The 24,341-nt window shown below is 41.2% G+C and carries 23 protein-coding genes; 4 read left to right on the forward strand and 19 right to left on the reverse strand.

Annotated elements, in window-relative coordinates:
• Positions 1 to 31: 31 nt before the first annotated feature.
• From carB to MLE14_RS03585, 7 genes are all read right to left on the reverse strand, one after another.
• Positions 32 to 3,265 (reverse strand): carbamoyl-phosphate synthase (glutamine-hydrolyzing) large subunit, encoded by a 3,234-nt coding sequence (gene carB, locus MLE14_RS03555; protein WP_243296922.1) that lies wholly within the window; start codon positions 3,263 to 3,265, stop codon positions 32 to 34.
• On the reverse strand, positions 3,252 to 4,334 hold the full coding sequence (locus MLE14_RS03560; protein ID WP_243296923.1) for a carbamoyl phosphate synthase small subunit: 1,083 nt from the start codon (positions 4,332 to 4,334) through the stop codon (positions 3,252 to 3,254). The genes carB and MLE14_RS03560 overlap by 14 nt, the downstream gene beginning before the upstream one ends.
• A gap of 16 nt (positions 4,335 to 4,350) precedes the next feature.
• Positions 4,351 to 5,550, reverse strand: coding sequence for an acetylornithine transaminase (locus tag MLE14_RS03565; RefSeq protein WP_243296924.1), 1,200 nt, complete (start codon positions 5,548 to 5,550; stop codon positions 4,351 to 4,353).
• The gene (gene argB / locus MLE14_RS03570) at positions 5,534 to 6,346 is read right to left on the reverse strand and encodes an acetylglutamate kinase (protein ID WP_243296925.1); all 813 of its coding nucleotides are present in this window, start codon (positions 6,344 to 6,346) and stop codon (positions 5,534 to 5,536) included. The genes MLE14_RS03565 and argB overlap by 17 nt, the downstream gene beginning before the upstream one ends.
• Positions 6,347 to 6,358: 12 nt before the next feature.
• Positions 6,359 to 7,585: a bifunctional ornithine acetyltransferase/N-acetylglutamate synthase gene (argJ, locus tag MLE14_RS03575; protein ID WP_243296926.1), complete on the reverse strand. Its 1,227-nt coding sequence runs from the start codon at positions 7,583 to 7,585 to the stop codon at positions 6,359 to 6,361.
• A gap of 22 nt (positions 7,586 to 7,607) precedes the next feature.
• A complete protein-coding gene (gene argC / locus MLE14_RS03580; protein ID WP_243296927.1) occupies positions 7,608 to 8,645 on the reverse strand; it encodes an N-acetyl-gamma-glutamyl-phosphate reductase in 1,038 nt (345 codons plus the stop codon).
• Between the two features lie 247 nt (positions 8,646 to 8,892).
• A complete protein-coding gene (locus MLE14_RS03585) occupies positions 8,893 to 9,216 on the reverse strand; it encodes an iron-sulfur cluster biosynthesis family protein (RefSeq protein ID WP_243296928.1) in 324 nt (107 codons plus the stop codon).
• A 148-nt stretch (positions 9,217 to 9,364) separates the two neighbouring features.
• Between MLE14_RS03585 and MLE14_RS03590 the strand changes: the two genes are divergently transcribed.
• Positions 9,365 to 9,577 (forward strand): CDGSH iron-sulfur domain-containing protein, encoded by a 213-nt coding sequence (locus MLE14_RS03590; protein ID WP_243296929.1) that lies wholly within the window; start codon positions 9,365 to 9,367, stop codon positions 9,575 to 9,577.
• Between the two features lie 56 nt (positions 9,578 to 9,633).
• Here the strand turns inward: MLE14_RS03590 and MLE14_RS03595 are convergent, their stop codons facing one another.
• The 6 genes from MLE14_RS03595 to MLE14_RS03620 form a co-directional block, all read right to left on the reverse strand.
• Complete coding sequence (locus MLE14_RS03595) at positions 9,634 to 10,455, reverse strand: MetQ/NlpA family ABC transporter substrate-binding protein (RefSeq protein ID WP_243296930.1); 822 nt, start codon at positions 10,453 to 10,455, stop codon at positions 9,634 to 9,636.
• 21 nt (positions 10,456 to 10,476) lie between these two features.
• Positions 10,477 to 11,139: a methionine ABC transporter permease gene (locus MLE14_RS03600; protein WP_243296931.1), complete on the reverse strand. Its 663-nt coding sequence runs from the start codon at positions 11,137 to 11,139 to the stop codon at positions 10,477 to 10,479.
• Positions 11,132 to 11,893: a methionine ABC transporter ATP-binding protein gene (locus MLE14_RS03605; RefSeq protein WP_243296932.1), complete on the reverse strand. Its 762-nt coding sequence runs from the start codon at positions 11,891 to 11,893 to the stop codon at positions 11,132 to 11,134. Before MLE14_RS03605 ends, MLE14_RS03600 begins: the two co-directional genes overlap by 8 nt.
• Positions 11,894 to 12,145: 252 nt before the next feature.
• On the reverse strand, positions 12,146 to 13,888 hold the full coding sequence (locus MLE14_RS03610; protein WP_243296933.1) for an ABC transporter ATP-binding protein: 1,743 nt from the start codon (positions 13,886 to 13,888) through the stop codon (positions 12,146 to 12,148).
• A gap of 265 nt (positions 13,889 to 14,153) precedes the next feature.
• The gene (locus MLE14_RS03615) at positions 14,154 to 14,483 is read right to left on the reverse strand and encodes a YolD-like family protein (protein WP_243296934.1); all 330 of its coding nucleotides are present in this window, start codon (positions 14,481 to 14,483) and stop codon (positions 14,154 to 14,156) included.
• A 19-nt stretch (positions 14,484 to 14,502) separates the two neighbouring features.
• A complete protein-coding gene (locus MLE14_RS03620; protein WP_243296935.1) occupies positions 14,503 to 15,762 on the reverse strand; it encodes a Y-family DNA polymerase in 1,260 nt (419 codons plus the stop codon).
• 143 nt (positions 15,763 to 15,905) lie between these two features.
• On the opposite strand from MLE14_RS03620, the gene MLE14_RS03625 reads away from it, so the two are divergent.
• Positions 15,906 to 16,112, forward strand: coding sequence for a YqzH family protein (locus tag MLE14_RS03625; RefSeq protein ID WP_243296936.1), 207 nt, complete (start codon positions 15,906 to 15,908; stop codon positions 16,110 to 16,112).
• 46 nt (positions 16,113 to 16,158) lie between these two features.
• On the opposite strand, the gene MLE14_RS03630 is transcribed toward MLE14_RS03625, so the two are convergent.
• From MLE14_RS03630 to MLE14_RS03650, 5 genes are all read right to left on the reverse strand, one after another.
• Positions 16,159 to 17,490: a DUF4179 domain-containing protein gene (locus tag MLE14_RS03630; protein ID WP_243296937.1), complete on the reverse strand. Its 1,332-nt coding sequence runs from the start codon at positions 17,488 to 17,490 to the stop codon at positions 16,159 to 16,161.
• Entirely contained in the window at positions 17,477 to 18,007 is a 531-nt protein-coding gene (locus MLE14_RS03635) for a sigma-70 family RNA polymerase sigma factor (RefSeq protein WP_243296938.1), read from the reverse strand. Before MLE14_RS03635 ends, MLE14_RS03630 begins: the two co-directional genes overlap by 14 nt.
• Before the next feature lie 268 nt (positions 18,008 to 18,275).
• Positions 18,276 to 18,824 carry a YobA family protein gene (locus MLE14_RS03640; protein WP_243296939.1) on the reverse strand — a complete coding sequence of 183 codons (549 nt, stop codon included), beginning with the start codon at positions 18,822 to 18,824 and terminating at the stop codon, positions 18,276 to 18,278.
• Between the two features lie 66 nt (positions 18,825 to 18,890).
• Positions 18,891 to 19,688 (reverse strand): SDR family NAD(P)-dependent oxidoreductase, encoded by a 798-nt coding sequence (locus tag MLE14_RS03645; protein WP_243296940.1) that lies wholly within the window; start codon positions 19,686 to 19,688, stop codon positions 18,891 to 18,893.
• Complete coding sequence (locus tag MLE14_RS03650) at positions 19,685 to 20,632, reverse strand: MBL fold metallo-hydrolase (RefSeq protein ID WP_243296941.1); 948 nt, start codon at positions 20,630 to 20,632, stop codon at positions 19,685 to 19,687. Before MLE14_RS03650 ends, MLE14_RS03645 begins: the two co-directional genes overlap by 4 nt.
• 426 nt (positions 20,633 to 21,058) lie before the next feature.
• On the opposite strand from MLE14_RS03650, the gene proC reads away from it, so the two are divergent.
• Positions 21,059 to 21,877, forward strand: coding sequence for a pyrroline-5-carboxylate reductase (gene proC, locus MLE14_RS03655; RefSeq protein ID WP_243296942.1), 819 nt, complete (start codon positions 21,059 to 21,061; stop codon positions 21,875 to 21,877).
• Between the two features lie 63 nt (positions 21,878 to 21,940).
• Here proC and MLE14_RS03660 read toward each other — a convergent pair whose 3' ends face one another.
• Positions 21,941 to 22,717, reverse strand: a complete 777-nt coding sequence (locus MLE14_RS03660; protein ID WP_243296943.1) for a TerC family protein — start codon at positions 22,715 to 22,717, stop codon at positions 21,941 to 21,943.
• 382 nt (positions 22,718 to 23,099) lie between these two features.
• Here MLE14_RS03660 and namA point away from each other — a divergent pair, with 382 nt between their 5' ends.
• Positions 23,100 to 24,119, forward strand: coding sequence for an NADPH dehydrogenase NamA (gene namA / locus MLE14_RS03665; RefSeq protein ID WP_243296944.1), 1,020 nt, complete (start codon positions 23,100 to 23,102; stop codon positions 24,117 to 24,119).
• Positions 24,120 to 24,341 lie beyond the last annotated feature (222 nt).

Raw genomic sequence — 24,341 nt, forward strand, 5'->3', positions numbered from 1 at the left:
ATTCCTCCACTTTCGTCCTATATAATAGCGCTTATATGGCTGCTCCTGCCTTCAAGCAATGGTATTCACTTATTGTACGGGCTTTATTTTCTATTTTCGTGTTCACACTAACAGCTGCCTTAAATGTCTGCAGACTCGTATATATTGGAATTTGATAACGCGTTGCCTGCTCCCGTAAATAAAACCCCACCGTCCGTTCATCTCTTCCGGCTGTCGGTATATTCAAAACAGCTGTTACAATTCCTTTTTTAAATAACTCATCCAATACGATTCGATCATTCTGGACCTTTTCAGCTTCGATTCCCTGTTTCTGTAAAAACTCTGCCGTTCCTTCAGTCCCAATGATTTTGTATGTTGAAGATAATGCAAGCTCTTGGATAATCTCTGCACCTTCCGCTTTCGATTCATCTGAAAAAGAACATAAAAGATAAGGATTTTCCTTTTGCTCCTGCAGCAGTGGATGGCCGTCAAAGTAGAGTGCTTTTTTAATGGCTTCATCAAGTGTTTGCCCCAAACCTAACACTTCGCCTGTAGACTTCATCTCCGGTCCGAGAGCATGGTCAACTCCCTTTAACTTACTGGCTGAAAATACAGGGAATTTAACAGAATAAAATGGCGGCTCCTCCAATAAACCTTTTACATTTGAAATATCTGATACCTTTTCACCAAGCTGAATCGCTGTTGCCCATTCAATCAGCGGGGTGTCCGTTACCTTGCTGATTATTGGAACCGTCCTCGAGGCTCTAGGATTCACCTCTAATACATAAACCGTCTTTCCAGCAATCACAAATTGAATGTTCATAATCCCTATGATGGGAACTTCTTGTGCTATTCTTGAGGCATAATCCACTAGCACTTCTTTTTGCTTATCTGATATTGTGACAGGCGGGAAGATGGCTGTGCTATCTCCAGAGTGAACCCCAGCTTTTTCAATATGTTCGAAAATCCCTGGAATAATGATCTCTTTCCCATCACTGATTACATCCACCTCACATTCAAGACCCGGAATATACTGATCCACTAGCAGCGGCCATATTCTTTCATTTTTTTGCTTTTTCAATAGATTTATATATTGCAGCAATTCTTCTGCTTTATGAAAAATAAACATCGACTGACCGCCAATCACGTATGACGGACGGACTAATACTGGAAAGCCTAGCAGGCTTGCCGCATCAATCAGTTCTTCAGGTTTATTCGCTGTTTGCCCTGCAATATGAGGAATTTCCAGTCTGCTTAATAATTGATAAAACTGCTTTCGGTCTTCCAATGCATCGATTCCTTCAACTGAAGTCCCCAGCAGAGGAACTCCTTCCTCCTTTAACGCGCTAGCCAGATTAATAGCCGTTTGTCCGCCAAATTGGATTAAAACGCCTTCTACCTTTTCTTTTTCGATTACATGCAAAACATCTTCTGCTGTTAATGGTTCAAAATAGAGTCGGTCTGCAATCGAATAATCGGTGCTGACTGTTTCAGGATTGTTATTAATAACAATAGCTTCATAACCTTTTTTCTTTACAGCATTCGTGGCGTGAACCGAACAATAATCAAATTCGATTCCTTGCCCAATCCGAATCGGGCCAGAACTAATCACTAGAATTTTTTTGCGGTCCGTCGTTTCTACCTCATCCTCACCATGCCAGGTTGAGTAATAGTAAGGTGTAACGGCATCAAATTCAGCCGCACAAGTGTCGACCAGTTTATATCCTGGTTTTAACGACAGCGCTTTTCTTTTATCTCTGATCATCTTTTCTTCTACTTGAAAAATTTGGGCCAACCGCTGGTCACTGACGTTGATTCGTTTTGCATCCTTCAATAGAGCCAATGGAAGCTGTTCCAGCGAAAATTGACTCAATTTTTGCTCAAGTTTCACCATTCCGTGCAGCTTTTCTAAAAACCAATAATCGATGTGGGTCAGGTTATGAATGTCAGTTACACTCATTCCGCGCCAAAATGCTTCTGCTATCGCAAAAAGCCGCAAATCTGTAGCCGTTTCTAAAAGACTGGTGATCTCTTCAAGCGGTAAAGCAGTTAAACTATGATTCTTTAATCCGCTGACGCCAATTTCTAACGAGCGAATCGCTTTGTTTAAGGCCCCTTCAAATGAACGGTCAATCGCCATGACTTCTCCCGTCGCCTTCATTTGTGTGCCTAATGAGCGGTCAGCTTCTGAAAATTTATCAAACGGGAATCGCGGAAGTTTCACCACAATATAATCAATCGCCGGTTCGAACGATGCGAACGTATTCCCTGTGATCGGATTTACAATTTCATCCAGGTGATAGCCAATCGCACATTTTGCGGCAATCCTGGCAATCGGATAACCCGTCGCCTTTGAAGCTAATGCTGATGATCGGCTGACGCGAGGATTCACCTCAATAATATAATATTGATCGGAATGGGGGTCTAAGGCGAATTGAATATTGCAGCCCCCAATAATTTGCAAAGCGCGAATGACTTTTAAAGATGCATTTCGGAGCATTTGATGCTGGACATCTGTTAATGTTTGTGAAGGGGCGACGACAATCGAGTCACCTGTATGAACCCCGACCGGGTCCATGTTCTCCATATTACAAACGATAATACACGTATCATTTGCATCTCTCATCACTTCATATTCAATTTCCTTCCAGCCTTTAATGCTCTTTTCGACTAATACTTGATGAATCGGGCTGGCATTTAACCCCTTTTTCAAGATGATCTCCAGTTCCTCCTGCGAATAAGCAAAACCGCCCCCCGCTCCGCCAAGGGTATATGCAGGACGAATGATCACGGGATAGCCGATTTCCTCTGCAAATTTCATGCCTTCATTAAAACTTGTTACGATTTTTGATGAAGGAATCGGTTCACCAATTTCAATCATTAAATTTCTGAATCTTTCCCGGTCTTCCCCATTTTGTATGGATTCGACTGACGTCCCGAGCAATTCAACACCATATTTTTGCAGGATCTTTTGCTCAAATAACTGAACTGTTAGATTTAATCCTGTCTGACCGCCTAATGTTCCAATAATCCCATCAGGCATTTCTTTTTTTATGATTTCCTCCAAAGAAGAAACAGTAAGCGGTTCGATATAGACTTTATCTGCAATCGTTTGGTCTGTCATGATAGTAGCGGGATTGTTATTAACAAGTACAACTTGAATCCCTTCTTCTTTCAATGCTAGACAGGCTTGGGTTCCTGCATAATCAAATTCAGCGGCCTGCCCAATGACAATTGGGCCAGAACCGATTACAAGTACTTTTTTTAAGTTTTTACGTAGTGGCATAGTTGATTTCTCCTAAAGCAAGTAATTGTTGTATAAATGAATCAAATATATGAGCAGTATCACTTGGGCCAGGATGTGCCTCAGGATGGAATTGAACAGACTGAATCGGATATTTCAGATGCTTAATCCCTTCGATTGTATCGTCATTGACATTACGGTAGGTTATCATAAATTCTTTTGGATCGATACTTTCCTCGATTACCACATAACTATGGTTTTGTGACGTCATTTTGACCTTTCCTGTTTCGATCTCTTTAACCGCGTGGTTGCCTCCACGGTGACCGTATTTCATTTTTCCCGTTTGTGCCCCAAATGCCAGGGCAATCAGCTGATGCCCCAAACAAATACCAAGTGAAGGAAAGCTTTGCGTTATTTTTCTAATATCCTGAAATTGTTCCTTTAACTCCATTGGATCCCCAGGTCCATTGCTAAGCAGAACGCCATCCGGCTTGAGCTGACAAATTTGCTCATAGGTAAAGTGGTAAGGAACCACGGTTACCGAACAATTGGCATCTAACAATGCAGCCAGAATTGATTTTTTAAACCCAAAATCCATCAGAACCACATGCGGGCCATTATTTTTATACGCAACAACTTCTTTTGTCGATACTTGTTTTACCCAAAAACTCCCTGCGTCCATTTGTGAAACCTTGCTGGCATCTATCTTTTGCTTTGAAATAAATCCTTTAATGGTTCCTCTTTTTCGGATTAACTGAACTAATTTCCGTGTATCAATCCCGGTAAGACCGACAATTCCGGCCTTTTTAAGCTGATCGGAAAGACTGCTGATTGCCTGATAGTGGCTTGGTGTTTCACACGCATCCCCGATTACCACACCGGAAAGGTAAGGACGTTTACTTTCATTGTCATATAGATTAATGCCATAATTTCCTATTAGCGGGTAACAAAATGTTAAAATTTGACCCGCATATGACGGATCTGTAATCATTTCCTGATACCCGGTCATGCTCGTATTAAAAACAACCTCTCCTATGCTATCGGCTTCACTCCCAATTAACGTACCGGTAAATGTTTCCCCTGTTTCAAGTATCAAATATCCTTCTGTCATGTAAGCTCCCTCCAAATTAGTCCTCTAAAGAATACTTGAAAATTGTTTCAAGGATTTGACTACATTGATCGATTTCTACTTTTGTAGTCGTTAAAGGCGGGAGTATTCTCACCACATCTGGCCCCGCTGTTAAAAGCAACAAATTTTGTTTTCTTGCTGCTTCTACCACTTTATTAGCCTTCTGCTTGATTACAATTCCTTGGAGAAGGCCTAATCCCCTTACTTCTTCAATTTGATTACTTACTTTCTTGATTTCCGTGAGCTTTTCGTGTAAATAAGTACCGAGCTCTTTGGCTTGATCCAGAAGCTTCGTTGATATAAACTGTTCCATTGTTGCTAACCCGGCTGTCGCAGCTAGAGGATTACCGCCAAACGTACTGCCATGACTTCCTGGCTGAAAACCTATTGCTGCTTTTTTATTGGCCACTATTGCACCAATCGGAAACCCTGAACCTAGTCCCTTTGCCAAACTTATTACATCTGGTTCAATTCCATACTGCTGATAGGCAAACAAAGTACCAGTCCGCCCCATCCCTGTTTGAATTTCATCTATCATCAGCAACAGATTATGTTCCTTGCAAAGCTGTGCTAATCGCTTAACCCATTCTGGATTAGCAGGAATCACTCCGCCTTCTCCCTGAACCAGTTCGAGTAGAACCGCACAAGTATGTTCTGAAACAAGTGAGTCTAGTGCCTCGAAATCATTAAAAGGAAGATAGCGGAAGCCTGGCACAAGCGGAAAGAAACCTTGCTGGATTTTTTCTTGTCCTGTAGCTGATAAAGTCGCAAGTGTCCGGCCGTGGAAAGATTGCTTAAATGTTACAATTTCATAGCGTCCTTTCCCTAATTCCTTCTGGGCATAGCTTCTTGCCAGTTTAATTGAAGCTTCGTTTGCCTCTGCACCGCTATTGCAAAAAAAGACCTGATCCCCGAAGGAATGATCTACTAGTAATCTGGCAAGCTTTTCTTGATTCGGTATATGATAAAGGTTAGAACAATGCCATAAGGTTTGAAGCTGTTCTTCCAGTTTGAGTTTTACTGATTCCGGTACATGCCCTAAATTACAGGTTGCGATTCCAGATGTATAATCCAAATATTGCGTACCCTGATCATCCCACACATAAGATCCTTTTCCTTTCACAATCGTAAGCGGAAATCGATTATAGGTAGGCATTAAAGGTGAAGTCACGGCAGATTGGCTAGAACTCGCTAACATATTGACTCTCCTTCTCTAATGTGATTTTCGTTCCAATTTCTCTTCCTTCTGTATACGCTAATAGACTATCAGGCTCATTTCCATTTATAATCACAACTTCTGGAACATTTGCCGCAAGACCATCTATCGCTGCTTTTACTTTTGGCACCATACCGCCATGAATGATGCCTTTATTAATTAACTCTTCTACCTCTATGTTGGTAGCTTGTTTTAGCAAATGCTTCTTTCCGTTTTGTTCCGTATAAATTCCTGGAATGTCACTGATCATACATAATTGCGCCTGCATCGCTTTTGCAATCGCTGATGCCGCGATATCAGCGTTAATGTTATAGTGTTGTCCGTGCTCATCGACTCCAAGCGGAGAAATCACCGGAATCATTCCTTGATTTACGATATCTTCAATTAAAGCCGAATGTACCTTTGTAATTTCACCAACCAATCCCAGGCGTTCACTATTTTGAACTGGCCTCGCTAACAATAGCCCGCCGTCGACTCCGCTCATCCCAAAAGCTGCCCCGCCTGCTTTTTGCAAATTTCGAACAATTTGTTTATTAACAGAGCCGCTTAACACCATTTCAACAACATTTAGCACTTCTTCAGTAGTGACCCTGAGCCCATCCACAAATCTCGTTTCAATATCGAGCTGAGTTAGAAGTGAAGAAATCATTGGCCCCCCGCCATGAACTACAATTGGCTGCCATTCCTTGGCTTCCTTTAGCTGAACTATATTTTGAAAGAAGCTTTTAGGAGCCTGATCCAAAACACTTCCGCCGCATTTAATGACAAGGTATTTCATTCGGAACCTCCCTTACGTTCGGTAAGAAGCATTAATTTTCACATAGTCATAGGTTAAATCGCAGCCCCATGCAGTTGCACTTCCGGATCCCTCTTTCAAATCTACAAAAATATGAACGTGTTCCTGTTCTAAATAAGCTTTTGCTTCGCCTTCGTTAAAAGGGACAGGTAACCCATTTTCAACCACCACGATAGGTCCAAGTTTGACAGTAAGACTGTTTGGATTGATCTGCCCTCCGCTGTAGCCAATTGCACAAACGATTCTTCCCCAGTTCGGGTCTGCTCCGTAAACAGCTGTTTTGACTAGGCTGGAGCCAATAATTGATTTACTGACCACCCGAGCCGTGTTATCATCGATTGCCCCTATTACCTGAACCTCAACGAGCTTTGTTGCCCCTTCACCATCTCTTGCGATTTGTTTGGCAAGTGATTCGGATACCATCCTTAATCCATCTATAAACACAGACCACTCTGGATGGTCCTTGGTTAAGGTCAGATTATCTGCTTCTCCATTAGCCATAACAAGAACCATATCATTCGTGCTGGTATCGCCATCCACGGTAATCATGTTGAACGTTTGATTGGTAACTTCCCGCAAAGCAAACAGCAATTCATCGTGGTTAATCTTTGCATCTGTTGTAATAAAACCAAGCATTGTTGCCATATTCGGATGAATCATCCCTGAACCTTTGGCAGCGCCCCCGATTGTAACCGTCTGTCTATCTATTTCAAGCTGAACACATGCATGTTTTACACTTGTATCTGTCGTTAAAATTGCTTGTTCAAAGCGTCTTACGGCTTCGTATTCTGGCAAGTTAATTTGTTCAATCCCGTATTTAATTTTATCCATTTCCAGCGGAACTCCAATTACTCCTGTTGACGCCACAGCCACATAAGCAGCAGGAATCCCAAGTTTTTCGGCAAAAAGAGCTTGCATGTCGTATGCATCCTTTAGACCTTGTTCTCCTGTACAAGCATTGGCGTTTCCTGAATTTACGATAAGCGCCTGAACTTTATGCTCTTTTTTGATACTCTCCTGGGTAACGAGTAATGGAGCTGCCTGAAAAAGGTTAGTAGTATACACCGCTGCTGCTGCTGCAGGTACTGCTGAAACAATAAACCCAAGGTCCAATCTTTTTCTTTTGATGCCGCAATGTATACCTCCTGCTTTAAATCCTTTAGGTGAAGTCACACCCCCGTCCGGGATGAAGGTTATTTTATTTTCCTTGGTGATCTGCATGACGAACATCTTCCTCTCTTTCCTATGGGTAGAGCGGGATGTTTTTGAGTCCTGTCTGAACATCCCAGCCGTTTATAATGTTTATATTTTGAATCGCCTGACCAGAAGCACCCTTCACTAAGTTATCAATCACTGAAACGATCGTAAGTCTTCCTGTTCTTTCATCGGCAAGGAAGCCGATATCACAATAATTGCTGCCATATACCTCTTTTGTTGCTGGAATAACCCCTTGCTTTCGTATCCTTATAAATGGGTGATCCTGATAAAAATCCTTGTAAATATCAATAATTTCATCTGTTTTTATATGGTTATTTAGGTTTGCATAAATGGTAGTCATAATCCCTCTCGTCATCGGAACAAGATGAGTTGTTAAGGTTACAGGGAATGATTCCCCGCTTTGTTCATTTAAAATTTGCTCAATCTCGGGAATATGCTGATGTGCTCCTATTTTGTAAGCCTTTAAATTTTCATTCACTTCAGAATAAAGGGAGCCTAACGAAAGTCCCCTCCCTGCACCAGATACACCAGACTTTGCATCGATAATAATAGATTGATAGTCAATAAGTTTGTGCTGTACAGCAGGAATAAGCGCCAATAGTGCTGCAGTTGGATAACAGCCCGGATTAGCAATCAGTTTTGCTTCTTTAATCTTCTCCTGATAAATCTCACTTAGGCCATATACGGCTGTATCTAAAAATCCTTGATCCGCAGCTGATTTTTTGTACCATTTTTCGTATTCGGTTTGTGACTTTAGCCGAAAATCTCCCGAGAGATCAATACAGGTTAATCCGTTCTCTAAAAATTTGGGCAGGATTTCTCTGCTTACGCCTGATGGTGTTGCAAAAAAAATAACATCAACCGCTTCACTTAAAGAATCAATATCTAAAGCGGATAATGGTGTTTCAATGATATGAGAGAGGTGTGGATAGATTGAATCCATTTCACTCCCTGCAGTTGAATGGGAAATGACGGTTTCAAGCTCAATATAAGGATGATGTTGTAATAACCTGATTAGCTCGACCGCACTATAACCTGTTCCTCCAACGATGGCTGCTTTCATACCTTCTCACTCCTAAAAAAACCCTTATTATTGAATGATTATAACTCGGTATGAATTTTTATACAACAGTCATTTTACAAAAATTTTATTTTCATTATTTAACCCTTATTTTAATAGCCCTTTACAGAATTTCCCTTCTTGGTTAATCATAAATATACAAGCCTATGCATATAGCAACAGGTTGTTTATTATCGTATGCCAAGCTTTTTTACATAAAAAAATGCCTATGAATTATTTCATAGACATGTTAGCGTTCAATTAGTTTCATTCGCGGACTTAGCATTTCGTTGGGCGTTTTTAACTGAAATGTATTCGCTTTTTCTGAAAAGTCAATTGTGAGGCGGTCGCCAAGGAATATTTGATGCTGCGGGTTATAAAAAATTCTAACCTTGGCATTCGACTCAGCCTGATGATCTCCCGGTTTACTGGTTTGTTCCAAATATAGGGTTGGCACCCCGCTAACTGCACATCCGCACCCTTCCGTATCGTAGTGAAGGCGAAGAACACTTTCTTTCGTTTTTAGCTTTTTTTCAATTTCAGTTGAAGCCTTCTCTGTAATTGTAATGAACATCTGCTTTCCTCCTGATTTTCTTTATTTTATCATTTTCATATTACACCCTAGTTTCTCTATATTTATAAGTCCTATTAACCTTGCTTTCGTAGCCCGTATTCCTGTACTATCAAAATAATAAGGTAATTTTTAGAGGGGATTGATAATGATGGAAAAGATCACAATCAAAGTAAACGATAATGGCTCCCTGCGCATTAGTGGAGGGGAACACATTGATTTATTAGACGGTGAAGGCAACAAAATTGATACAAAAAGCTCATTCTCCTTATGCCGCTGCGGTCGCTCTAACAACAAGCCATTTTGCGACGGTTCCCATAAAGGAAATTTTGAATCTATGGTAAGAGCTGAAAATTTTAAATAAGGACTCGATGAAAAACATCCACAGGTTGACTCCTGTGGATGTTTTTATTTGCTAGTTTAAAAGGCAGGAATTGAATTCTCCCCATATTCTTCTTCTAAAAACTTTTTCACCTCAGGGCTTGTCATACTTTCAGCTAATTTTTGAATCGCTTCTGAATCTGCATTGTCTGAACGTGCGACCAATGTAATCGCGAATTCTGACTCAAGACCTTCGGTTAATAGGGCATCGCTTTTTGGTGTTAATCCAAGCGGCTGCGCATAAGCCGGTGTCATAATCACTGCATCTGCATCATCATACATCCTTGCAAGCATCAATAAGTCTACTTCCTCGAACTTATAGTTTTTAGGATTTTCTATAATATCGGCTTGTGTCGCATGAATCCCAACGCCGTCTTTGAGCTTAATAATTCCCTCATTATCTAGAATAGCAAGCGAACGGCCAATGTTGGTCGGATCGTTTGCAATCGCAATCGTCGCTCCTTCAGGAAGTTCCTCCATTGTCTTATAATTTTTAGAGTAGACCCCATAGATCGCGTGATAAATAGGCTGAACTGGAACTAAATCGGTTCCGTTTTCCTCATTGTATTCTTCCATGTATGGAACATGCTGAAAGAAGTTAGCATCGACTTCCTTAGCTGCCAGTGCATTATTAGGCTGAACATTATCACTTAACACTACAATTTCAAGATTAATTCCCTCTTCTTTCAACTGCTTCTTTGCAATTTCCAAAATATCTGTCATAGGCGGGATTAATGAAGCCACTTTTAAGGTTACTTCTTCTTTGTCTGTTTGATCACTTGATGCTTCCTTTTCTTGCTCTTCGGCACAGCCTGCCAGTACCAAAAGCAATACCATCATTAGAGTCCAAATTTTTTTCATAGTAAATCCTCCTGCTGTTTTCTATCTTTTATCGAGTTTTCTCGAGATGGCTGTTCCGGTAAATTGAATCATTTGCACAAAGAAAATCATGATTATAATTAAATAAATCATCAGTTCTGTTTCAAATCTTTGATAGCCATATCTGATGGCAAAGTCCCCAATTCCGCCACCGCCGACAACTCCCATAATCGTTGAATAGGAAATAAAACTGATGGTAGATGTCGTTAAACCAAGGACAAGGCCAGACCGAGCTTCTACAAAAATAAACTTAAAAATAACCTCTCTTACAGATGCACCCATTGAAACCGCTGCTTCTATCACGCCTTTCGGAACGTCAAGCAAGGCTTGTTCCACTAAGCGGGAGTAATAGGCAATCGCCATAATGGCTAGCGGTACTGTTGCTGCAGCCGTTCCAATCGCGGTTCCAACTATCAATCTAGTAAACGGAATCAAAAAGACTACAAATAATAAAAAGGGAAAGGACCGGACAATGTTTACAAATAGATTGAGCGCAGAAAAAACAGATTGATTTTCAAGCAATTGTCCTTTTCGGCACAAAAACAGCAAGGTCCCGGTTGGGAGCCCCAGCAGAATGGCAGCTAAAACCGATACTCCCACCATCACAAAAGTCTCACCAATCGATTGCCATATCTCAGACTGATATTGGACTAAGATCTCAGGCATGATGTCTTTCACCCTCCTCTTGCAGCTGTTGTAAAAACCAGTCTGGACTTTTGCTTGGAACGGCTATGCCCTTAGGCTTCACATCCACGGTTTTATAAATCGCACCATTTTCCATAATCGAAACCCGGTTGCAAATACTGGTTATGACACCCATTTCATGACTCACAATTACAATCGTGACTCCCAGTTCATGATTAATGGTCTGGAGTACTTCTAAAATCTCAGCGGTTGTGTTCGGGTCGAGAGCTGAAGTCGGCTCATCACATAAAAGAATCGTCGGACGATTGGCAAGGGCTCTGGCAATCGCAACCCGCTGTTTCTGTCCGCCGCTTAATTGGGCGGGGTATTTATCCCTTTCCTGATCGAGACCGACAAATCTTAAACTTTCTAGGACCCGTTCGGTTCTCTCCCTTTTAGGAAATCGGGCTAATTCCAATGAAACTAGCACATTATCAAAAACCGTTTTATTAGCGACCAGATTGAAATGCTGAAAAATCATCCCAATCGATTGCCGCGCTTTTCGCAACTGCTTGCTGTTAAGCTTCGTTAAGTCCTGGTTATGAACCAGAACCTCTCCTTCATCCGGTTTTTCTAATAAATTTATCAGCCTCAGCAGCGTAGATTTCCCAGCACCGCTATGCCCGATAATTCCGTAGATATCTCCCTTATTTACAGTTAAAGATACATTTTGAATCGCCTCATAACGTTTTTTCTTTTGCAGATAGCTCTTTCGAACATTTTGTAAAGAAATCACGATTCTGTTCTCCTTTTCTTCCATCAATTCGGCCCATACCTTTTCTATTATAGGGAAGAGAGGATAGGATGTCCATGTATTCCGACTGAAACGGTATGAATTGGAATTTCTGACTTAAGAGCGTGCATGCGCTCCTCAGGTTCACTGAATAGCTTTACAAATATAGATAACTGGGAAGCTGTGATTCAATTAGATTCTAATATAAAAAAATAAATCAGCCCTTTTTAAGAGAGCCGATTTATTTAAAGAAAATTATGATGTGAATTCAAACTGTTTAGTATACAGATGTGAATAAGCACCATTGTTCGCAAGTAACGCATCGTGTGTGCCTTGTTCCACAATACCATCCTCAGTTATTACGATAATCCGTCCTGCATTGCGGATGGTTGAAAGACGATGCGCAATAACAATCGTTGTACGCCCTTTTGCCAATTTTTCGAGTGATTTCTTAATGATGCTTTCGCTCTCATTATCTAATGCACTTGTTGCCTCATCTAAAATAAGAATGGGCGGGTTCTTTAGGAATACACGGGCTATGCTTAGTCTCTGTTTTTGCCCGCCGGAAAGTTTGACTCCACGCTGACCAATTTCAGAGTGATATCCGTTTGGCAAGTTCATGATAAAGTCGTGAGCGTTTGCATGCTTAGAAGCATTTATAATTTCTTCATCGCTGGCTTGCGGATTTCCGTAACGAATATTTTCCATAACCGTTCCCGCGAAGAGATAAACATCCTGCTGTACAATTCCAATACTTTTTCGTAAAGACTGCAGGTCGATCGTGCGAACGTTGTTCCCGTCCAGTAATATTTCTCCGTCTGTAACTTCATAAAAGCGGGGGATGAGCGAGCAAAATGTCGTTTTTCCTGCTCCAGACGGACCAACCAACGCTACATACTCTCCTGGTTGTATACGAAGAGACAGGTTTTCCAACACATAATTCAAATGGTCATCATAGCGGAAGGATACATTTTTGAACTCGATTTCACCGCGAACTTCTATCAAAGTCACGGCATTCGGATTGTTCTCGATCACGGGTTTTACATTCATGATTTCCATAAATCGCTGAAAGCCAGTAATTCCTTCTTGAAACTGGGTACTCATATGAGTCAGTTTTTGAATGGGCTCAATCATAAAGTTGATGTACAGTAAAAAAGTGATCAAATCCGCTAAATCTAATGTGTTGTTGACGATACTGGTACTGCCAAATATGATTACCGTCACCGTAATCAATTGGATAATCGTTTGTACCCCATTGTAAAACTTTGCTTCCGTCTTATAAAATATTTTTCTGCTATCAAGGAAACGATTATTTTCCCGGTTAAACTTCTCAATCTCAACCTGCTCGTTGGCAAATGATTTGACTACACGGTTTCCTGATAGACTATCCTCTGCCTGTGCGTTTATGTCCCCAATCCTTTCTTTGTTTCTTCTTAATGCCATGTTTTCGATCTTATTAAAATATAAAGAAATGGCTCCTAACAATGGCAGGAAGCAGAATGTGACAATCGTCAATGGTGCATTAATAATGAATAAAATAACAAATGCCCCAATAAAGCGGACCAGATATTTGAGATAGTCTTCCGGGCCGTGATGGTACAATTCGGAAAGCAGCAGCAGATCGTTCGTAATTCTGGACATGAGCTGGCCTGTGTTTTCCTTATCGTAAAAGCTGAAGGAAAGTTTTTGCATGTGTGCGAACAGCTCACTGCGCATATCACTTTCCATTCGAGCACCAACTTCATGTCCTTTATAGTCAACAAAATAGTTTCCAATATTCTGGATGGCGACTAAAACAAGCATCAGCCCGCCTATCCAATAAATCTCACTCAGGGCGGCGATCAAGTCTCCTTCAAGGACATCTTTCGTTATATACCGCACGAGTAATGGGAACACCAATGTGACACCCGACACAATAAAGGCACATGCCAATACTGAAAGATACAACTTTAAATACGGTTTGTAATACGATAAAAATTTTTTAATTGGAAAATCCATGAGTTACCCCTTTTTGTGTTATTTAAATAAACACATATAAGGGGGTACACCGTAAACATTTAAGAAAGTGTTCCACCCTTATATGTTTGAACGGATTGATATGTCATGTTTTTCATTGAAAGTTCCTCCTTATTCGTTGATACGAAAATTATATATAATTTTACTTAATAATGTACAGAATATTTTTACAATTTTTCTGCCGTTGACTTTTATTCGTTTTTTGAAGACTTAAAGTATAAATAAAAAAAGGGTTGCCCCTCCTTTTTCAGACCGCGGCAATCCGCCCGATTCTTTCGAAAGGAATAAGGAGAACCTCTTCATTTTCTCTTTTCAGATAGAGGCGATGCTGATAAGGATCGACCTTGTGAACACGCCCCTTTACAGTCTGATAATGATGGTTTTCAAAGTAGGTAATCAGTAAAGGCTGGTCAGTTGCAATCGCTTCTTCCAATAGCTGATTCATTTCCTCCATCTGTTGTTCGTCCAACTCTTTTGGTGTTTCATATTTGTCTTCTTCTGCCCAGTCACGCAAGAGCTTAACGTGTTCCGGCAGCATCATTGATGTCCATTTAATTCGTCCGCGATCTCGAAGCATCCGTTTCTTCCTTCTTCCGTTATGATTTGTGACCGCCTACGAGCTTAGAGCGATAAACGGCAGTCCCTCCTGATGTATAAGAAACGGCCCGGAGCAGCGCACTCGAGCCGTGGCGGCGGCGAATCAGATCCATCGCGTACCCTAACTCCCGGCGCTTGGGCTGATCCGGGTCGAACAAATTTAACTGCATACTCTCGTCCGGCACCACATTGGAGAGCGTCACCGCCAGCTGACGAACTGTTTTTTTCTCAAAATTCTCATGAAACAGTTCCAAACATACCCGGTAAAGATCCATCGTTATATTGGTTGGCTCCGGAATCGAACGGGAGCGGTGAAAGCCGCCGCCAAACTCATCTTTACTGTACCCGACGCTAAGGCTAATCGTGCGGCCTGCCATTTTATGGGTACGCGCTCTCCTCGCCACCTCCTCGCAAATTTCTAAAATAACGTGCTTCACCTCCGTCTCATCGGTATAGTCACGAAGCAAAATTTGGCTTTTGCCAAAGCTAATCTGCCCTTCCATAATCGGGGCGCCAATTTCTGATAAATCTATGCCCCAGGCATGGTGGTAAAGCTGGTTTCCCATTATGCCAAACTTTGCTTCTAGCCTTTCCAGGTCGTAATTGGCTAGCTGACCAACTGTAAAAATCCCCATACTGTTTAGTCTTTTTTCGATTCTCCGGCCAATTCCCCACATTTCCCGTAAAGGGGTCACGGGCCAAAGCTTTTTAGCTACATCTTCATATGTCCACTCTGCTACCCCCTTCTTTTTTGCTTCTAAATCCAGGCAAAGCTTGGCCAGAAGCATGTTCGGACCAATTCCGATTGCACAGGGGAGCTGAAATTCCCGCTCCAATTCGTCTCTAATTTGATATGCGACTGTTTTCGCATCACCCCAGAGATTGTTTGCCCCGTCTAACTGCAAAAAGCTTTCATCAACGCTGTACGTATGAATCGCTTCCTTTGGGACGTAACGATGAAAGAGGCGTGTAATTTCGGTGGAAAGCCGCAAATACGTCGACATTTTCGGTTCGACTATCTTGATCCGCGGATCATTGGGAATTTCAAAGCGCCTGCACCCTGTTTTAATCCCAAACTCACTTTTCAAACGGGGGGAGGCGGCCAGTACGATACTTCCCTGACGGTCGATATCACCCACAACAGCCAGGTAACAGGTAAGAGGATCCAATCCTTCCATGACGGCCGAGCAGCTTGCATAAAAGCTCTTCATGTCAATGCATAGTATCTGTTTCCTGGGAAACAAGCTGTAATCAACCATCTTCTTCTCCTCCAAATTTAACCAAACATATGTTCCTATATATTATATGTATTATTGTAGGGGAATATACGTTCTGATTCAATGGAAATTTTAAGGTGGATTTTTTGGTTTGTTCTGTATAATACGAGGAGAGGTGTTGGAAATTGGAGAAAAAATTTATATACAAAATGATTGAAGACGCGTTAATTCCCTATATATCAGGGGCGGATGACTGGGAAATTAGGAATGAAGATTATGAGATTATGTACAAGCGGATCATGGAAAGGAAAACACTGGCGTCAGAAAATGAGGTATATGAGCTCGTGGAAGATGTGGTATATGAGTATATAACCAATGATGCGAATGTATGAGACAAGAAATCCCGCATCCTCCCCTCACAGAGGAAACGGGATTTTTTTAATAAAGCGGTATATTAGCATCTCCGTAAATATAAGAAGGGAATCCGTTCATTCTTATCCTTATAGGACCAGGTGCGACAGTTTTATCATTATAAGGAACATGGAAAATCATATCCTTTCCAGTCTCCGCAACGCCCATACTATTCCGATTCAACTCATTGCCCGCACTGTCGGTTACTTTTTCGATAACGAAGTGATGAAAGTCGTCCGGCACATCATGGATTGTAATAAGTAAGAGACTGCCCTCCCGCTTTACCGATAGCTCTGGTCCTACCGAAGGCCTTTTGATAATCTCTGCTTTAGCAGGGTCAATGACTAGATCCAGCTCATCCTTATCAAGAGCCTGCAGTTTAGAAAATTGTAAGCTAAGGTGTTTAGGATGACGGAAATAATTACTTTCCAGATAAAAAGTCATATAATCTTGCAAACCTGTAGCCGATAAACTGCCAGGATGACCGGACCAGAACTCACCCTTTTCGTCTACTAACCGCAAATCCTCAATATCAAAAACTTGCTTCGAGTTCTTTTCATCAAACATAACATCTATTTCCGTTCGTGTTGGATAAATAGTGATGTCCCGAACTGTCACTTTCTGCCCTTCAAAGTCAAAGGTTTGATTAAGGACAAACTCTTTTTTCTGTCCGGCAAAAACACTTCTGTCCAGCTGAATCGGAATTTTCCATTCCCCAGGAAGCTCAGAACGATACTCACTTATATGAACCTCAAGCAAAAATTCCTCGGGTACTTCTATATCGGTAAAAGTAAACTCAATCTGATACAGTTTCCCTTTCGACTTGTGCGGTTCAGGGACACTCCAAACAGACATAGCATAGCCCTGATCCATTTTATTTCCGTCTTTATCAATCAGCTCGGGTCTAACCGTCAATTCGTTAAACTCCTGATCCGTTTCAATTGAGTAAAACAAGATCATTCTTTTTTCATCTGCTAATACAGAATGAACGGTGAACTTAATTCCATCATGTTCGTCAGACAAACCTATTTCTTGTAAGAAATGATTATCAATTGCTTCCTGCAGTGAGGGTTCATCACGGATAGCACTTACGAGGTTTTCCATGCCCGGAATTCCCCGCACGACCGCAGCAAACCCATCTAAATAACGGATTGAAAGAACAAATAAGAGGAGTACAACAGCAGCCTGGGCGAGTCCGGCTCTCCAATTCCAAGACACCCCTTTTTTTCGTTTGGGTGCTTCTAGTTTCCCACGGTGAATCCCTCTCAGTATCGCTTCATCTAAACGGACTTCAGGAATCTGAACATGATCCATTTTTTTATGCAGTGCCTCTAATGTTTTCTCCTCATTCGTAAACACGGTGAGCCCCTCCTTCCTCATCACGGAGTTCTAATCGAAGAGTCTCTAGTCCCTTATGAATCCATGTTTTAACTGTTCCATCAGGACATTCAAGGATGTCAGCAATTTCTCTAATTTTAAATTGGTGCAAATACTTAAGTGTAATGGCATTTCGCTGATTTTCCTCTAATTTCTCCAAAGCTACATACACATCTAGATAAATCGCATCCTCTTTTCCGCCAAGTATCTGTGCCATTTCATCGTGAAAAGATAGGCGTTTTCGTTCTTTCAGAAGTGAAAAACAATAATTAATTAAGATCCGGACAATCCAGGTTGAAAAATATTGCGGTTTTCTTAAGGATGAAATCGAACAATAAGCACGATACGTGATCTCTTGGACGGCTTCAATTGCATCATCTTCATTTTTCAGGTAAAGAATCGCGATTTTATAGAGTTTGTTTTTTTCTCTCTGAATCAGCTCATAAAAAGCGCCGTCATCGCCTTTTATCGCTCGTTTCACTAAGCTTTTTTGCGTCAACACGCTCTCCCCTTTTGAATGGTTCTATTTGTTAGACTGGAAAAAAAGCATTTTGTTTTTTATTTTTTATTATTTTTATTTGTGGAGCTGATATCGCTGATATTTACCTTGATAACGGAACTATGTCCTTTCATTTCTGAAATCCCCCATTTTTTCACATATAGCGGAAAAGATGTCCGTTACAAAGTGAAACGCAAGAACCGTCCCCATGTTTCATTTTTAAAATAAAACAACCCGCCAAAATAGCGGGCTGACATTTTTCCTGTTATTAAGGCTGGAGCTCAAGCTTCTGAGTGGCCATGTCATAGAGATAAACCCGATTAGGCTGGGTACCAGAAGACACGTCTGCATGGATTTCATAGCCTGATTCGGTTTTTTTCAATTCCTTAACGATTGTGAATCCATCTAATTCCTCATTCTTGATTTCATGAACGACCGATCGCACAACAGCTGCTTCTGCCTTACTCTCATCATCCGTTAAGACCATGATTTTTTTCGCGCCGGTTTGGCCAGGGTATGATTCTAAAATTGGACCGGTTGACTCAGGAATGACACGCATGCCAAGCTCTAAATCTTCAAAGGCTAGTTCTTCTCCCTTGTCATTTACGATCTCAGTCTCTTCTTCAATGCCATAGATAATATCCTTAATGAGAACCCTCTTCATTTCTCCTTCAGCCATAAGATCCGTAATAAACATAGGTTCTGACTCACGGTAATTCACTGTATCTCCTTCGTCTCCGGAAGTTGTATCCCGAGCCGTTCCGCACCCTGCTAGAAACAGGACAGCCGCAATCACGATAATCCCCTTTTTTAACATATATAAACCCTCCTAAGGTGTCTTCTCTTTACTTAGTTTGACGGAGGGAACTCATCATTTGTTACACTATTTTTTAAAGATAGCTTTTTTGCCAAGTCTTTCAAAGGTTTTAGGGAAAAGAGTAAAAAGGACATCACCTGCATTCATCCAGCGAGGCAGATTGATTTCCCTTGTCCGGCTTAGCATTCTTTTTACAACTGCTCCAGCGACCTGGTCGCTGGATAGCATAATCTTCCGCACATTTTTGACATAAGAACCAGTTTGATCAGCTATATTAAAAAAATTAGTTTCGATTGGCCCCGGGTTAACAGCGGTCACAAAGATTCCATCTTCAGCTACTTCCAGCCTAAGGGCATTGGTAAAACCGAGAACCGCATGCTTAGTAGCAGAATATATACTGGATTTAGGCGTAGCAATTTTTCCGGCAATTGATGCGATATTAATGATATGTCCCTGCTTTCTTGCTTTCATTCCAGGGAGCACCATTTTGGTGCACCCGATTAGTCCAATCACATTGGTTTCAAACATCGCTTTGGCATGTTCAATCTTGGCCTCTTCAACCGTTTCAAATATGCCAAATCCTGCATTATTGACGAGAACATCAATAGACGGGACTTCTGCAGTTATTTGTGCAAAAATTCTCTGAATTTCATCGGTATTCGCTATATCCAGCTTATAAATCCATACAGATACCGGATAATTTTCCTCAATCTCCTGCTTTAAAGTTTGAAGCTTGTCCCATGATCTCGCTAATAAAATCACGTTAGCCCCACTTTGTGCACATAGTACCGCTATTTTCGCGCCAATGCCTGATGATGCTCCTGTAATAACCACATTTTTGCCGTTTAGCCGATCATTTATCATGTTTGATTCCAATCCTTTATCTGAAATTTGGCTTCTATATAATCTAATTGTCCAACTGTTTCCGAAATCGTAAGAGGCAGCTGCGTTTTATAGGCATGCGGAAATAGCTTCCGGCAAATTTCAAATACCGACAAATTTTCATTTTCCTTCAGCATGTCCCATACCTTAAAAGCCCGTTCTTCTTGCGCTTTTAACCTTTTTTCTACTAGCTCTCTCACACCGCCCTTCATAATTTCCCCATGACCCGGATAAACCGTCAAAGGATTTAGCTCAGCTAAGTCTTCTAACGTATGTATATAATCTAACAAAGGTTTATGGCGTTCCTCCCCCTTATTAAAGGGCGGCTCTAAGATAGGATTAGATGAGATATGGTTCAGAAGCACGTCTCCGCCAATTAGAATCTGATCTTTTTCCCGATATAAACTAATATGGCTGGTTGCATGTCCAGGTGTTTCTAATACCACCCAATCATTTTCTAAAGGAAGAGTCATTCCATCCGTTAGAGGGATATCCAGCTTTCTCTGGCAGGCATAATCAAGCGGACTCATTAATTGATCCAGATAATAAGAAAATTCATCAGGAACACCAAACTCAGCAAACCACTCTGTAAAAACTTCCCGATGATAATCAGCAAAATCCTTTGTCCGGTAAAGCCATCTGTCCGCAGCCGGATGAGCCAGTACGGGTGTTGATTGAGGAAATTTTTCAACTAACCCAACATGATCAGGGTGATGATGGGTTAAAACAATTTGATCAATATCGTGAATCTTAATCCCCAGCTCGCTAAAGGAGTGCTGCATTTGTTCCCAAGCTTCATTTGTCAGCACACCCGCATCTACCAAAGTCAGAGCATCTCCCTTAATTAAATAAGCATGAACATCTCCAACCGCAAACGGTGTAGAGAGTGTAATTTGTGCAATACCCGCGTGCCAATTTCCCAACATTGTTCAGCTGCCTTCCCTAAAAATGAATAACCATTCATTTTATTTTACTGTATTTCACCTATTTTGTCATGAAAATAACTTCCTAAAACACTTGACAAAAAGGTCAATTTTTTAGCATAATCTCATATAATATCTTTAAATTTATAGTTACGGCAATGAGTAAGGCCAGTAAATAAAACATGATGAAAGAGAGTGAAGTCCAACCGGGGCTGAAAGACTTCACCATCCCCTGTTTTATTGAACCTACCTTATGAGCGTTTCAGGACAACCTGAACGGCTGACGCCCGTTATAAGTCAATCGAGTTGCTCTCTTTATAGAGGGAACAAAGGTGGTACCACGGAAGCTAAGCTTTTCGTCCTTTACAGGATGGAAAGCTTTTTTTATTAGATTTTTTAATTTTAATAAAGCTAAAGGAGGAAGGAACAATGGAGAAGATTGCGTGTATTGGTGCTGGTTCAATGGCAGAATCCATCATAGAAGGAATATTAGGGCGGGGTCTTGTTTCTCCAGCTTCCCTCTTCGTAACGAACAAACAGGACCAGCAGCGTCTGCAGTATTTACAAGAAAAATATGGGGTTCAGACGACATATGACCTCGAAGGAATACTTAAGGAAGCCCAATGTATTATTCTGGCGATGAAACCAAAGGATGCTCATGAAGCCTTAGAGACAATTAAACCATATGTCCAAAGGACATCGGTTATCATTTCAGTATTAGCTGGTATTCCAATTAATACGATTGAAAAGATACTTGGTGAAGAATTTAAAATTGTCCGGGCGATGCCGAATACGTCAGCTGCAATAGGGAAATCAGCAACAGCTATCGCTCATAATCAGCGGGTGAGCGAGGATGAAGTAAAGAATGTAGTTCAGCTGTTTTCCAGTATTGGCGTTACAGCAGTTGTAGATGAAGAAAAATTAGATGCCATAACTGGGCTTTCAGGAAGCGGCCCAGCCTATATTTATTACATTGTGGAAGCCTTTGAGCAATCAGCGAAGGAGTTAGGGCTGGATGAGGAAATTGCTAAAACGTTTATTATCCAAACCTTGATGGGTGCAGGCGAAATGCTGAATCAAACGAAAAAAGAACCAGCGGACTTAAGGAAAGCCGTGACAAGCCCAGGCGGGACAACGGAGGCAGGATTAAAAGTACTCGAATCGCTTCACGTAAAAGAAGCACTCGTCTCCTGTGTAAAAGAAGCAACCCGTCAGTCCAAAAAGCTCGGGAAAGAATATGTAAAATAAGTGCCACATAGAAAAAAGATGAGCATGATGCAAATGCTCATCTTTTTTAAAATAATATAGTGCTTAAGCTCTTTTTCGTTCCTGAATAGTCTCTGCAGCTTTTGGCCGCGAGAAAAGCCATCCGCCTAAGGCAATCAATACAAGAACAGCATAGAAAGTGAGCTTCCATTCTGGCGATTCTGCAAAGTGTTCTGAAAGGACGCCAAGACTCGGATGGGAAAGAGTATGGACGGCTAACTTAATGCCTACCCAGCCCACGATGAGAAACGCAGCAATCTCGAGACCCGGTCTTTCATGCAGTAATTTCACAAAGAAATTAGCTGCAAACCGCATGATAATCAAACCGATGACTCCGCCAGCAAAGATAACTAAAAATTGGCCCCCATCAAGTCCGCCAATTGCCGGAAGCGGCGTACTTGGCAGCGCCATTGCTAACGCTACTGCAGCTAATATAGAATCAACCGCAAATGCCATATCTGCTAACTCTACTTTAAAAACAGTTGCCCATAACCCGCCTTTGGCTTTAGGCTTATCCTTCTTCTCCGTGTTTTTCACCACTGCCTTACGGAAGATATGGTTAATGGCGATAAAGAGAAGATAAAGCGCACCGATCGCCTGAATCTGCCAGACATTGACGAGAAACGAAATCGCGAATAATGCTAAGAAACGTAAGATAAAAGCACCTGCCAGTCCGTAGAACAATGCTTTTTTTCGTTCTTCTTCCGGTAAATGCTTTACCATAATGGCAAGAACTAATGCATTGTCAGCTGCCAATAATCCCTCTAACGCAACCAAGACTAACAATACCCAGCCATACTCTACTAACAATGATAATTCCATTTGTTCTCCTCCTATCTTTGTTTGACAACTAATATATAAAAAGATTTATATAAAAAATGACCTTTACCAAATCAGGTAAAGGTCATACAAAAAGAGACCTCTACACTGAAGTAAAGGTCTCGCTAACAACGTCCTTAGTTGCCAATAAAGCCGAGGATTAAATCCCGTAATGACGACTTTTATTGAACAGCTACTCCCCTTTAATAAAAGGTAAAGTATTCATTTATGCTTTTCATTATATACGTTATTTTGTAATTTATCAAGTTATTATTCTTGAAATATAGATCAGAACCTTATGTTGCAGAAAATTTCAATTTTGAACAGATAATTGCTATACTTTTTTTGTAATTAAGAAACCGAAATGAAAAAGGAGGCACCATCAATGAAGACAAAGTTATTTTCTCCCTATACCGTTAAAGGTGTTACTTTAAAAAATAGAATTGTGATGTCACCAATGTGCATGTATTCCTCGCACGAAGAAGACGGTATGGTGCAGAACTGGCATTATACTCACTATACAAGCCGGGCAGTTGGTCAAGTTGGCCTCATTATGATTGAAGCTACTGCTGTCACTCCCCAAGGCAGGATATCTGCTCAAGATTTAGGAATTTGGTCAGATGATCACATTGAAGGTTTGGCAAAGCTTGTATCATTGATAAAGGAACATGGTGCAAAAACCGCGATTCAACTTGCACATGCCGGAAGAAAAGCAACAGTAGATGGGGATATTTATTCAGCATCAGCGCTTCCTTTTAATGAAAATTATAAAACTCCAAAAGAATTGACCAAGGCTGAAATTGCGCAGACGGTGGAAGCTTTTAAACAAGGAGCAGATCGTGCAATCCGGGCTGGCTTTGACATATTAGAAATTCATGGAGCTCATGGATACTTAATTAATCAATTTCTCTCCCCGCTTTCTAATAATCGTACTGATGAATATGGCGGCTCAGCTGAAAATCGCTATCGATTCTTAAGAGAAGTGATAGACGCGATTCGGTCCATTTGGAACGGTCCGCTTTTTGTAAGGGTATCTGCAAAGGACTATCATGAGGAAGGTCTGGATGTAGAAGATTATGTTACGTTCTGCCGTTGGATGAAAGAACAAGATGTTGATCTGATTGATGTAAGTTCAGGAGCTGTCGTTCCATCCAAAATCAATGCTTACCCTGGCTATCAGGTAAAACTGGCTGAAACCATCAAGCAAGGTGCCGGAATTGATACTGGAGCTGTAGGATTGATTACAAAAGCCGTACAGGCGGAAGAAATATTGCAAAATGAACGGGCTGACTTAATATTTCTGGCAAGAGAACTTTTACGTGACCCATATTGGCCGCGAACGGCTGCAAAAGAGCTAGGTGAAGAAATAGCAGGACCCGTGCAATACGAACGGGGCTGGCGGTAAGGAATACAAGGAACACAAAAGAAGTCACCAATGGGTGACTTCTTTATTTATATAAACTATAAGGGGGGAATAGTTAAGGTTTATTTGCTAATTTTGGGCTTGTCAAGAAAAGTGTGTAAGTTATTCTAGATATTTCTTCACACGTTTCTTCAGGTGGTCGTGAACTAATAGTTGATTCATGATCATGGCCCATTGTTGGATGTGTCCACCTTCCCATTTCTT

Source organism: Bacillus litorisediminis, assembly GCF_022808645.1.
GTDB classification, from domain to species: domain Bacteria; phylum Bacillota; class Bacilli; order Bacillales; family JC228; genus Bacillus_BF; species Bacillus_BF litorisediminis.